General features: G+C 55.5%; 9 protein-coding genes. 8 read left to right on the top strand and 1 reads right to left on the bottom strand.

Going from position 1 to position 13289, the window contains the following annotated elements:
* The first annotated feature begins 258 nt into the window (after window positions 1-258).
* The 6 genes from VMY05_01045 (at window position 259) to VMY05_01070 (ending at window position 8032) form a co-directional block, all read left to right on the top strand.
* Complete coding sequence (locus VMY05_01045) at window positions 259-804, top strand: GNAT family N-acetyltransferase (GenBank protein HUV29664.1); 546 nt, start codon at window positions 259-261, stop codon at window positions 802-804.
* A gap of 370 nt (window positions 805-1174) precedes the next feature.
* Window positions 1175-2878, top strand: a complete 1704-nt coding sequence (locus VMY05_01050) for a cation:proton antiporter (GenBank protein ID HUV29665.1) — start codon at window positions 1175-1177, stop codon at window positions 2876-2878.
* Window positions 2879-3093: 215 nt separating this feature from the next.
* Window positions 3094-4047 (top strand): DUF362 domain-containing protein, encoded by a 954-nt coding sequence (locus VMY05_01055; GenBank protein HUV29666.1) that lies wholly within the window; start codon window positions 3094-3096, stop codon window positions 4045-4047.
* A 262-nt stretch (window positions 4048-4309) separates the two neighbouring features.
* Entirely contained in the window at window positions 4310-6163 is a 1854-nt protein-coding gene (locus tag VMY05_01060) for a YCF48-related protein (protein ID HUV29667.1), read from the top strand.
* A 283-nt stretch (window positions 6164-6446) separates the two neighbouring features.
* Window positions 6447-6950 carry a hypothetical protein gene (locus VMY05_01065; GenBank protein HUV29668.1) on the top strand — a complete coding sequence of 168 codons (504 nt, stop codon included), beginning with the start codon at window positions 6447-6449 and terminating at the stop codon, window positions 6948-6950.
* Window positions 6951-7120: 170 nt separating this feature from the next.
* On the top strand, window positions 7121-8032 hold the full coding sequence (locus VMY05_01070; GenBank protein ID HUV29669.1) for a CPBP family intramembrane glutamic endopeptidase: 912 nt from the start codon (window positions 7121-7123) through the stop codon (window positions 8030-8032).
* 244 nt (window positions 8033-8276) lie between these two features.
* On the opposite strand, the gene mscL is transcribed toward VMY05_01070, so the two are convergent.
* Window positions 8277-8735, bottom strand: coding sequence for a large conductance mechanosensitive channel protein MscL (mscL, locus tag VMY05_01075; protein HUV29670.1), 459 nt, complete (start codon window positions 8733-8735; stop codon window positions 8277-8279).
* A gap of 1181 nt (window positions 8736-9916) precedes the next feature.
* On the opposite strand from mscL, the gene VMY05_01080 reads away from it, so the two are divergent.
* Window positions 9917-12217 carry a multicopper oxidase domain-containing protein gene (locus tag VMY05_01080; GenBank protein HUV29671.1) on the top strand — a complete coding sequence of 767 codons (2301 nt, stop codon included), beginning with the start codon at window positions 9917-9919 and terminating at the stop codon, window positions 12215-12217.
* 403 nt (window positions 12218-12620) lie between these two features.
* Window positions 12621-13172: a FlgD immunoglobulin-like domain containing protein gene (locus tag VMY05_01085; GenBank protein ID HUV29672.1), complete on the top strand. Its 552-nt coding sequence runs from the start codon at window positions 12621-12623 to the stop codon at window positions 13170-13172.
* Window positions 13173-13289 lie beyond the last annotated feature (117 nt).

Raw genomic sequence — 13289 nt, forward strand, 5'->3', positions numbered from 1 at the left:
GCGCTACTTTCCGACGTCTTCCGTTCGTGTCAGCTCAGCCCAGCGTGACTCGGAAGCCGAATTCCACAATAGTCCGGGCAGAGTGAGGTCGGAGCCGCTTAGGATTTAGGTCCCCGCGTTGCCTTTCCGCGGGACCGTTGTCCTTGCATTGTGGGAGTCAGTCAGTATACTTGTGGCAAGAGAAGTAAGCGTACGGGAAGCGAGCGAGCCCCTCCCTCCGACCTGTGCATAAGCTAACTGCATAGGGATGGAAGCATCATGTTCAAGAATGCCGTCTTAGAAACAGATCGATTGATCATTAGACCCCTGAGGCTGGAGGATGACACAACACTTCATGATGTTGTCAGCCGGGAGGAGGTGATGCACTTCCTGCCGGAAGGAGTGATGTCGCTTGACGAGGTTCGCGACATCATCACATGGCTGTTGAAGTGTTATGATGAGAACACGCCTCAGAATATCAAGAAGTGGACGCTGGCAGTTGTCCGGAAAGATAGTTCCGAAGTCATTGGGTGGTGCGGGCTGGGACGGTTGGATTTCAGCTGCGATGAGATTGAGCTGTTCTGCGGGTTGTCGGATTCATATTGGGGCAGGGGAATCGCGGCTGAGGCCTGCAGAGCTGTATTGGATTACGCATTCAGTAGCATCGGTCTCAGTCGCATAGTTGCAGTGGTCGATCCTGAAAACTCACGGTCGCGAAGACTGATCGAGAAGATAGGGATGCAGCTGGAAAAGCAAATAGGCGATTTGCCAAAGGAGTTTGGACACTATGAGGGATTTCTTTACTACTCAATATCTCGGAAGTAGAGTCCAGGACATAATCAGCCTGTAAACGGGTGAGTCACGCTTTACGGCAGTGGATGCTTCCTCTATTCGATTAATGATAAATGAGAGCCAGCAGGGACGAACAGAAATGCACAAATCCACTTTCCATATTCCATCGTACTTTTTCCATCTCTCGTCGAGTGGCATATTATAACACTGAAGTCAAACGTTAGAGGGGTCTGGGGAGAGTGAGGTCGGAGCCGCCATAGATATTGACCCCGCTGCACAGCGGGGTTATTTTATGGGCGGTTGGTAGATTCTGTGATAACGACTAAGTGGACAGGAGATACAGGTAACCCCAGCCTGGTGTGCGGATCACCTGACCGCAAGAGCCTCATGACGGTAGAGCATTATGCTTGAATTGGCGTTTCTGAAAGACCTGGTCGTAATACTTAGTGTTGCGGTGGTTGTCGTAATCGCCTTCCACAGACTCAAACTGCCGTCCATAGCCGGTTTTATCCTCTCAGGGATCCTGGTCGGCCCCCGGGGACTCGGTTTGATCGACGACGCTCACCAGGTCGAAGTGTTAGCCGAGATCGGGGTGGCGTTGCTTCTATTCGGCATTGGTGTGGAGCTTGCCTTGAAGAAGCTGCAACGCCTGTGGCGGCTGGCCGTGGTGGGCGGTGTTCTGCAGGTGGGCATCAGCGCGGGGGCTGCATTCGCCATTGGTAGAATGGCCGGCTTGCCGACCAACTCTGCCGTTCTCATAGGCTTTGTTGTGGCCCTGTCCAGTACGGCTATTGTGTTGCGAGGGCTGCAGGAGCGAGGGGAGGTTGACGCTCCCCACGGTCGCCTGATACTGGGCATCCTTGTGTTCCAGGATTTCAGCGTCGTGCCGATGATGCTGATCCTCCCGTTGCTCATCGGCGCGGATCTGAGCGCCGGAGCGTTTGTCGTCACACTGGCCAAGTCTATCGGTATAGTATTAGCCGTCCTGCTTTCAGCGATACTCGTAGTGCCTCGAATCCTGAAGCTCGTCGCCCAGACACGGCAAAGACAGTTGTTCATTCTTTCCGTATTTGTCGTCTGCCTGGGAACCGCCTGGCTGGTTACCCGGTCCGGGGCGTCGCTCGCGATAGGAGCGTTCCTGGCGGGGCTGGTGGTTGCGGGAAGCGAATACAGACACCAGGCCCTGGCCGACATGATCTCGTTCAGAGAGGTCTTTGCCAGTCTCTTTTTTGTATCGGTGGGGATGATGCTGTCACCTTCCGCGATTCTGGGCAACCTTGCTGCAATCATTGCTATTCTGGCTGGAATCCTGCTTGGTAAGTCTGCAATCGTCTTTATAGTCGCTTTCCTGATGCGAATGCCGCTGAGGGTGTGTCTGGTTGCGGCTTTCGCGCTGGCTCAGGTAGGAGAATTCGCGTTCGTTCTGCTTTACGCCATACAAGGAACAGGTTTGATTGCCAAGTCCGTCGAAAACAGTTTGGTGTCGGCCGCGATTCTCTCCATGTTCATCACGCCTTTCGTCATGTCGTACGGACCCAAACTGGCGGCCGGTCTTGGCAAATTCACACGGCTCAGGCGCCTGATTGAAGTGGATTCGGCCGAGGATGCCTCCGACGCCGTCTGTAAGATGTGTGATCACGTAATTGTCGCCGGTTACGGCTTCGCCGGCAGAGAACTGGCGCAGGTTCTTAATCAGCATGAGATCCCATATATTGTAGTGGATCTGAACATTGAAAACGTGAGAAAGGCGACCCGGGAGGCGGGAAACGCCGTGTTCGGCGATATTACGAGCGAGGGTGTACTTGCCCAACTGGGGATTGAAAACGCACGCGAACTGGTATTGCTGATAAACGATCCCAGTGCCTCGGAGCATGCTGTTCGCGTCGCTCGGAGGCTGGCCCCTCGCATGTTCATAACCGCACGGACTACCTATTTGCTCGATATCGAACGCCTGCTGGCGGCGGGTGCCGATGAGGTCGTGCCGGCTGAGCGGGAAGCTGCGGTTCGGGTCGCAACTCAGGTGCTCAAGAGGCATCGAGTGGATCTGAAGACAATTACCACACAGGCGTCGCAGATGCGGGATCATTCTGAAGATGAGGACTTCTGACTTCCGTTGGCGGCTGTGCCTGTTCGCGCCATCCCGGCATGCATCGGCCTCGCCATAGATATTGACCCCGGTTACTAACGGGGGTTATTTTGTGCCTGCAAGAGAGTCCGCGACAATCCAGGCGTTGGCCTGGAAAAAGGAAGCCGCCATAAATGGTGGGCCGGCCGTCCTGCGCAGATATATATTCTCTTCGTGTCAGAAAGGGACGCACATTTATGAAGCGCCGTGAGTTCATAAAAAAGGCAGGCCAGGCCGCCGCGCTGATGGCCGTGGCCGGCGACGCCGGATTGTTGACCGGCGGCTGTCAATCAGGAACATATGACAAAACGACGGCAACGAAGCCTGATTTCGAGGTCGCGGCTGACCCGCAACTGCCCAAAGTTACCCTGGCCAGGAACGAAGATCACGCCAAGGCACTTTGCTCCGCACTCGCTGTCATCGGGGGAATCGAACGATTCGTAAAAAGGGGTGAGCGTGTACTGCTGAAGCCGAATGCTGCCTGGGACAGGGTCCCGGAGCAGGCCGTCAATACGAATCCCGTTCTTGTCGGCGAGATGGTTCGCCAATGCAGGGCTGCGGGCGCTACGGAAGTATTAGTAACCGATTTCGGCTCTCATAATCCGCGTCGTACGTTTTTGCGCTCGGGCATTCGAACTGCTGTCGAACAAAACGGGGGGAGAATTCTCCTGCTGAGCGATGACGATTTTGTCGAGACTGATCTTAAAGGCCGCTTCATTACGAACTGGCCGGTGCTCAAGTATGTATTTGAGATAGACCGACTCATCAATATGCCCATTGCCAAACATCATGGCTTGGTGGCGGGTACGGCCTCCATGAAGAATTTCTTTGGCATTATCGGCGGTAACCGCTCGCGTCTGCACGACCGACTTGACCAATCCATTGTCGATCTGGCGGCGTTTTTCAAACCGACTTTGACGGTAGTTGACGCCACTCGGGTGCTGATGCGTAATGGCCCGGCGGGTGGCTCGCTTGATGATGTCGTGATTCGTAACTCAGTGATCTGTGCCACCGATCAGGTGGCGGCTGATTCACGGGCAAGTGAATTTCTGGGTATTACGGGAAACGATGTCAGACATATCGTTCTGGCGGCTGAACAAGGGTTAGGTGAGATTGATTATCGCAAAGCGGGATATAAAGAAATTATATGATCGCCTTTTCAGTCAGTAGTCCTGGTCAATTACTCACATCTGATCGTCTTCCATCGAGTTACGACTACCTGCACATAGTGGTGCCGGGCTGCGAACTGCAAAATCATTGACTTGTCAGCACGATCAATGTACCTTGCTTCTGGGAGCGATTTCACCTCGCCTTTATCAATCATCAGACATGTCGCTTAGCCGGTGTCGTAACTGCAGGGGGTCAACCTGCCGTCGACATGATCTCCTTGGGATAGGATAACGAGGAGTACGTATGAACCAGGATGGATTTCTCCATCGCCCGGCCTATATGGCAATCTTGTCGCTTGCGACCGTACTGCTGGTCGGCTGTTCGGATGATAATCCGGCTGGACCGGGTCCGGAACCCGCGGAGCGGAGGGGATGGGTATGGCAAAACCCGCTGCCACAGGGCAACACGCTCTATGGCGTTTCCTTCACCGATGCCGATACGGGCACAGCAGTGGGAATGGATGGTACGATCCTTCGCACTCATGACGGCGGAGCCACTTGGTTCATTCAGACGAGCGGCACGACAAAGCATCTTAATGGCGTATCATTCACCAATGTGACTACGGGCACGGCGGTAGGAGAATATGGCACGATCCTGCGGACAGTGAACGGCGGGGACACCTGGATTATCCAGACGAGCAGAGCGAGAAACCATCTTAATAGTATACTGTTCACCGATGTAAATACGGGCACCCTGGTAGGAGATGCTGGTGCGATCTTTCAATCTACTGACGGCGGGGCCACCTGGGTCAGCCAGACGAGCGGCACGCCTAAACATCTCTATAGTGTTTCCTTCACGGATAGGAATACGGGCACTATAGTGGGTTATGGTGGCACAATCCTTCGGACAACGGACGGCGGGGTTACCTGGGTCAGCCAAATAAGTGGCACGTTCAGACATCTCTATGGCGTTTCCTTTACTGACGCGAATACTGGCACAGTCGTGGGAGATAGTGGTACTATCCTTCGGACGACCGACGCCGGAGTCACCTGGGTCAGCCAGGCAAGCCCCACGAGTAACAGTCTGTATGGTATTTCATTCGGTGATATGAATGTAGGGGTGATCGTGGGAGAAGACAGGACGATCCTCCGAACCCTAGACGGTGGGACAACCTGGGTTGCCTGCATAACCGGCGCCTACAGTGATCTCTATGATGTGTCGTTCACTGACGCAACCACAGGCACGGTCGTGGGGTCGTATGGGACGATCCTTGGGACGACGGATAGCGGTGCGCTTTGGGTCGACCGGATTACCGGCACGGATGAATATCTCACGGATGTCTCGTTTATCGGCGCGATGACGGGAACGGTGGTGGGCGGTCATGGTACGGTTCTGCGGACCACTGACGGCGGTGCCACCTGGGTCAGGCAGGCGAGTGGCGCGCATGTAATGCTTTATAGCGTTTCATTTGCCGATGCGATTACGGGTACGGTGGTAGGAAACTTTGGCACCATCCTTCGCACGAATGACGGCGGTGCCACGTGGGTAATGCAGACAATCGGCGCATACCATGATCTCTTTGATGTGTCCTTTACTGACCGGAATACAGGTACGGTGGTTGGGGGGGATGGCACAATTTTCCGGACGACGGATGGCGGCACCAGTTGGGTCAGGCAGACAAGTGGCGCATACAGTGCACTACTGGGAGTTTCCTTCACTGACGCGAAGATAGGGACGGTGGTGGGATTGTATGGCACGATTCTGCGAACAACGGATGGTGGCGTGACTTGGGTACGTCAGAACAGCGGTGTAAACTACCATCTTATGGATGTGTCGTTCACTGGGGCGAACATAGGAGTGGTGGTGGGCGATTATGGTACGATGCTTCGGACGACGGACGGCGGCGCCAGCTGGATAAGGCAGACAAAGCGCACGAATAGCCATCTTATGGGCGTGTCATTCATTGATGCGAATACGGGAACTGTTGTAGGATCCCATGGCACGATCCTTCGGACGGTGAACGGCGGAGCCAGGTGGATCGTGCAGGCAAGCGGCACAAGTAATGATCTCCGTGGTGTGTTCTGCTCTGATGCGATCAAGAGCACCGTCGTGGGACAAGCTGGCACGATCCTTCAGACGACAACCGGCAGAAACTGAATCTGTGCCTGCCGAGCGGGAAGCTGCGGTTCGGGTCGCAACTCAGGTGCTCAAGAGGCATCGAGTGGATCTGAAGACAATTACCACACAGGCGTCACAGATGCGGGATCACTCTGAAGATGAGGGTGCCTGACTTCCGTTGGCGGCTGTGCCTGTTCGCGCCATGCCGGATGCTTCGGCCTCGACACGAGCAACCCACCAAGAATGGTGGGCTAGGCGACGGTGTGATTGGTAAGCGTGTAACTGTCTGCAGGCCGGTCAGCAGTGATTGAACGGAGCCAATATGGATCATAAACGAGCACTTCTAAAACACTTCCTGGCAGCGCTGGCTTACCGGACGCAGAAAGCACTTCGAGATGCGCCGCCGGACTTTGCGTCCTTTAGAGCGGCACCCAAGATTCGTACACCCGGCGAGCTGATACGCCACATGGACAGCGTCCTGGGGTATGCCCGCACGTTCTTCACCGGTGGAAGGTATCGCGCGCCGTTGCTGCCGGATTTCCATGACGCTGTTGAGCACTTTCACGAAACGCTGGCGGACGTGGCGGAACACCTTGAGCGAGGGACAGAACTTCGGGGCATCACTGCCGAAATCCTATTGCAAGGTCCACTGTCGGACGCAATGACGCACGTCGGACAACTGGCCGTGCTTCGGCGGCTGGCCGGCAGTCCGGTTCCGCCGGAGAACTTCGTCTTTGCCGATATCAGCGCGACCAACCTCGGTTCTGATCAGCCGCCTCCCGTCAGTCCGGACAAAGACTGGCCTGAAGCTCCTGACGGCGATTAATGTCGTTCGGGATGACGTACTACGTGCCGGGATATTTCGACCGTGTTGTATTTCCGGCCGGGGAATTCCGGCAACCTCCTGCACGTTTCAGCGTATCTGAACTGTCATGTAGTTAAAGTCCACTGAGAAGTAGTGTCAAAGCCCGATGCGCGGCCGAGAAGGGTATCGATTTGGAAAGAGTAACTCCTGATCTTCTGCTGAACAAAGGTGAAGTGCGGTTTCGTTGGCAGCGAATCCTGCAGTTCCCGCTGCTGGAGCTGGTGGTGGCCGGACTGTTTATGGCCCCGGTAGCACTGGCTCATAATGCTTTCGCTATCGCCGTCCTCGAAAAGTTGCAGCCGCCGCTGGGAAACCTTGTAACCTATCTGGAACATGTGGTCAACGTCGTGCTGTTCCTGCTGGCATATGCGCTTTACTGTAGGTGGGTGGAAAGGCGCAAACCGTTCGAGATTTCGGGAGGAAAAAGTGTCCCCGAGTTGTCTCTCGGCTTCGCCGGCGGGATCGGCCTGGTCGGCATCATGGTCGGTCTTCTGTCTCTGCTTGGATACTATAGAGTGTCGGGATTCAGCGAGAATCAGACGGTACTGATTGATGCGTTTTTCCGATTCGGAATCGGAGCGTTTCTCCAGGAGTTCTTCATTCGATTGCTTTTGTTCCGGCTGACAGAAGAGCTGGTCGGTACCTGGAGCGCCGTGGTGATAGTGGCCGTTTCTTTCGGCCTTATACACATCGGAAACGAAAACGCGACCCCCCTCACTTCGGTTATGATTGCGGTCTCAGATGTTCTCTACCTGGCGGCTTTTGTGTTCACACGGCGACTCTGGCTTGTCTGGGGGCTCCACTTCGGGTGGAATTTCATGCAGGACGGTGTGTTCGGGATGCCGAACTCCGGGGAGACCGCTCTACCAAGCTGGATTCGGCCGGACGTCACCGGCCCTGACTGGCTTACCGGTGGCAGTTTCGGCATTGAGGCGTCTATCGTGGCTATAGCCCTGCAGGTTGCGCTCGGTCTCTGGCTGTTACTATACGCTCGCAAGCTGAACCAGTTCATGGCACCTTACTGGCAACGGATTCGCAGATAGTCACAGGTGACCAACAGCCCGGTGAACTACGGCTTGCGATCTGGTTTTCCCAAGTAAATGGTTACCGTCGTAAGGCCCTCGTTGGCAATGGTGCCGTGCGGTCTTACGCTCAGCTTGAATGTGACAGGCGTCCTCCAAGAGCCGGGCCGGGGCCGTCATGATCAAGAGAAGCCCCGGCGGGGACCGGGGCTTTCTTCACGGTGTTTTAAGAAAATTGTCAGTATCCGGAACCTGGTGAAGCGAATCACGCCCCTTGCAGCGACGATGTGCAATGGGGACACTTCGCTGCCTTGATGTGTATCGTCGAAAAGCAGTGGGGACATTCCTTGGTCGTAGGTTCCGCCACCGGGACCGGTTCTTCTCTTTTCAGTTTGTTCATATTCTTGATGACAATGAATATGGCAAACGCCACGATCAGGAAGCTGATTATCGTGTTGATGAACTGACCATAGTTCAGCGTTACCGCTCCGGCTGCCTGGGCATCGGCCAGAGTTGCATAGGCGCCCATGGCTTGTGACCCGTCTTTCAGAATCATGAATAGATTCGAGAAGTCGACATTGCCGAGCAGCAGGCCTATCGGCGGCATAATCACGTCGGCAACGAGGGACTTGACGATTGTCCCGAACGCGGCACCAATAATGATACCGACGGCCATGTCCATGACGTTGCCCTTGACCGCGAATTCTTTGAATTCTTTGACCATACCCATACGGTTCATCTCCTATTAGTGTTGGGTGCGGTTAGCTTGGTTTATGTCCAGGATACTTTGTGAAACAGAGACCTGAAGGTAACTGTTCCGAAGGCCGGTGACAAGCCTCTTTTGCGGCGCGTAACCTGCCGTAAGTTAACGACTTGCACTGGCCGGGATGCGGCCCGGCCGAGCCGCAAGGCCGAAAACAACCGGGCCGCCGGGAGAGCCAGGTTGGGGCCGCGATTGCAGGCCCAGTCTTCCTCCGCCGGCCTGCCCTTTTGATATTCAATACAATGCCTGCCAACGGCTGGTGTTTTCGGTGAAACGGTATGTCTGGCCCTGCAAGCGACTTTCACAGAAGTCTGGGAGGGAGTGAGGTCAAGGCCGCCATAGATATTGACTCCGCTGCACGGCGGGAGTAAATTTGTGTCTACAAGAGAGTCCACGACAATCCACGGGTTGCCTTGGAAGGAGGAACCCACCATAAATGGTGGGCCACCCGACCCGCCTTATGTAGGTGTCAGTCGTAGCGGTTCAGCAGAAGTCGGACACCGACGGGCGGAGTCTATTGCCGCGCAGTAAGTTATGGGGTTATGGATTTGACTGGAAAGCGACCGCGATTGGGACTGAAGTCCGTAAATTACCCTTGATCCGGTCTGCGGCAGTGTTACCGCACGGGGCGCGGCCGAGGCCGCATTTTTTCTCTTGACATCACCAGGGATCCGGCTATAGAATTTAGCGGCTAACTTGTACTCATATACAAAGACAACGATCGTCCCAATGCCCCTTGCTATGTGATCCAGGCGGCTGGTGAAGCCGGCTGCGTGTCGGGGACGCAGAAACAGACAACCATAGTCTATCCATCGAAAACGGGCTCTTGAGACTTTGAACAGTCTCTGGGTGCCGTCGCGGCAGCATACGCTGATAGGTACATGTAAGGGATAATATGTCCCACCACTAAACCATAGGAGGAAGCAATGAAAAACACCTTAGCTAGACCAGTATTCGTCCTGGCGCTAGGGATCATGCTGGGATTTATTGTGCCATCACTTTTGGCGCAATTTCCCGGTACCGGCCAATTGCCGCTTGATCCCAGGTCCATTCCCAAATTCGTGGACCCGTTGCCCCACTTCGCTTATCCGGGTGCACGAGTTGACGCAACCGCGTGGGGTACCCCGCTGACAATTGAAACAATGACTAACAATCAGCAGGTCCTCTCGACCGGCACTGTCCTGCCGAACGGAACCGTCGTGTCCCCGACCACCGGCCTGACCCACGTGTGGGGATATGCGGTTTCGGATGGCGTTGTAACCAAAGGCCCCCTATGGCCGGCCCACACGGTTGTTGCCAAACGAGGGATCCCGGTGAACGCCCTCTATCTCAACAACCTTCCCGAGAGCTACGATGCTGTTAACCTGACCGTCGATCAAACCTTGCACTGGGCGATGATGACCTCAGCCATGACCCCCTACACGGGGGCTGTTCCCACGGTCGGGCATCTCCATGGGGGTGAAGTCCCGCCATGGTCTGACGGAGGTCCGGACGCATGGTATACGCCCGGCGGGGTCGACGGCGGTCACGGAGCGCTGACCAACGTATACTATTATCCTAATACGCAGGAGGCCGCGACACTGTGGTTTCATGATCACGCTCTGGGCCTTACGCGTCTCAATGTATACGCGGGGTTGGCGGGATTTTACTTCCTGAAGGATGATGCGGAAGATCTGCTTCAGCTTCCCGGCTGGACCGGGGACAATATGGTTCAGGAAGTGGATCCTGTCACGGGCGCGAATCACGGCAGCTCGTATTTGCCGGAAATCGAAATTGTCATCCAGGACCGGATGTTTGATCAAAACGGGCAGCTCTATTTTCCGGCGGGCGCGCCTCTGGCTCCGAATCCGATGGTCCATCCGTATTGGATTCCCGAGTTCGTTGGCGATGTCATCACTGTCAACGGTAAGACCTGGCCCTACTTGAGTGTCGCTCCACGCAAGTACCGCCTCCGTTTTCTCAACGGTTCCAACGCCCGGTTCTATGAACTGTGGCTTCAGGATCTTGCCACGAAGATGAGGGGGCCGGTTATCTGGCAGGTGGGCACGGACGGCGGACTCCTCGATGCACCCGTTGCCATTGACCCTAATCTAGGTCAGAATCTGGTTCTCGGCCCGGGTGAACGAGCGGATATCGTGATTGATTTCGGGTCAGTCGCCAACCCCAATCCGGCAATGCCATACGCCACGTGGACCCTCAAGAACTCAGGCAATACGCCCTATCCGAAGGGAGCGCCGCCGAAAGGTTCGACGCTGGGTCAAATCATGCAATTTGTTGTCAACGGGCAGCTTACCGTTCCGGATAACAGCATCATTGCCGGCAGGCCGACACCCCTTGAGAAACTGGCCAACTTTGCCACCGGTACGCCGGCCGTCCCGGTTCATAAGTCCCGTCAACTCACCCTCAACGAAGTCATGGGTATGGGAGGACCGCTGGAAGTGCTCGTCAACAACACCAAGTGGTCCGGTGACTCTCCGCGGCCTTACAACGACTTTACGCTTGACCCGACCGGGATGTCCATGACCCACTATTCAGAGCTCATGACGGAAGGCGAGACCGAAGTGTGGCAGATCATCAATCTAACAGCGGATGCTCATCCAATTCACCTGCACCTGGTCCAGTTCCAATTGCTGAGCCGCCGGAATTTCAATTTCAACAAATACAGCAAGCTCTACATGAGCGCCTTTGCCGCCGCCGGAGTCCCCATGGGTTCCGAGGGGGGGTGGGGCCCGCCATTAAACTATAACACCGGGGCGGATCCGACCGGAAAGGTATGGACCACTTTCCTCGGCGGCAATCCGGATGTGACGCCTCACATACAGGGGCCGGTCATTCCGGCCAGCTTTAACGAGCGCGGATGGAAAGACACGTTCATTATGTATCCTGGCCAGGTCACAACCGTCATTGCCCGATGGGCTCCCACTGATGCGACGGCGACGGCCACCAATTACTTTGCTTTCAGCCCGGATGGCGGCCACGGCTACGTCTGGCACTGTCACATCCTCGATCACGAGGACAACGAAATGATGCGACCGTATCTGGTGGACGCGACGGGGCCGGCCGGAAGGCTCTCTGCGCCGATTTATGCGGGATACTGGACAGCGCACCCGCTGGCTACGTTTGCGGCTCAATCCGCCGGCGAAAGTCAGCAGAAGGCTTCGGCTGCAGCTGATCTTCCGATGTCTTTCGAACTGGGCGGTAACTACCCCAACCCGTTTAACCCGACGACAGAGATTCAGTTCAGCCTAACGGAGTATAGCCAGGTCAAACTGGAAGTCTTCAATATCCTCGGGCAGCGAGTCGCCACACTGGTGGACCAACCGATGGACGCCGGCTACTATACCGTTGAATGGGATGCGAACGAATACGCCAGCGGTGTATACCTGTATCGCCTTACCGCCGAGGACTTCGTTGAAACGAAGAAGATGCTGCTGCTGAAATAGGCTCCTTCAAGGGGCACAGCTCAAAGGGCAGGCCGGCGCGGTCTGCCCTTTCTTATTCTGTCATGCCGCGCCGTGAGCAAACAGGCCGCGCGGCTCCGGCTGACTGATCAGTCCTGACCGTCGTCAGGAGCACGGGGCGTTTGACCGGTCGCGCATGGACAGTACATGTTAAGCCGGAGCTCCCCGGCCTAGAATATGGTTGACTTTATGATCCACGGTGGTTACATTCATATATCAAGCATAGCCCGTCATCGATCTGCTTTTATACCTGTGTCCTGACACCAGAATTGATGAGTTCACGCCCAGGGACCGCAAGGTCCTTCGCGCAGGGGAGGCGTGTCTGACGAACGGAAACATTTTTACTCAGCTGTTTCAGAGACTGTAAAAGCAAGGGGAGGTAAAGATGAAAAGCGTCCTCAGATCAGGCTATATCCTGGTGTTGTGGCTGATCGTGGGAATGATGCTGGTTATACCTGATGCCCTGGGCGATGGACCATGGTTCGCTGCAACGATCAATTATCGCGCGGGACGCGGTCCGAGCTCTGTTTTCGCGATTGATCTTGACGGTGACGGTGACAACGACCTGGCAGTAGCTAATATGGCGTCCGACAATGTGTCGATTCTATTCAATCTGAGTGATACCTACACGGCCATTGAAGATTACAAGCCCTTGGAACCGCCAGACGGTTTTGAACTAAGTCAGAACTATCCGAATCCGTTCAATCCGTCAACCGCGATCAAGTACGTTCTTCCACAGCGGAGCCATGTGACAATCGAGATATTTAACGTGCTGGGTCAGCGGGTCCGGACTCTGGTCGATCGGGAGCAGTCGGCCGGGGCACACGCGATAACCTGGGACGGAGGTCGTCGACCGGGGGACCGGTCTCCACCGGTGTGTACCTTTACCGTTTGCAGGCCGGAGAGCACGTGCAGACGGAGAAGATGCTGTTGTTGAAGTAGGGCGATTTACCCGAGATTATCGAAAGGGCAGGCCCGGTGGGTCTGCCCTTTCTCATTCTGTCCTGCCGGGCCGTGAGCAAACAGGCCGCGCGGCTCCGGCTGACTGATCAGT

It is taken from the genome of Acidobacteriota bacterium, from assembly GCA_035529075.1.
Taxonomy (GTDB): domain Bacteria; phylum Zixibacteria; class MSB-5A5; order GN15; family FEB-12; genus DATKXK01.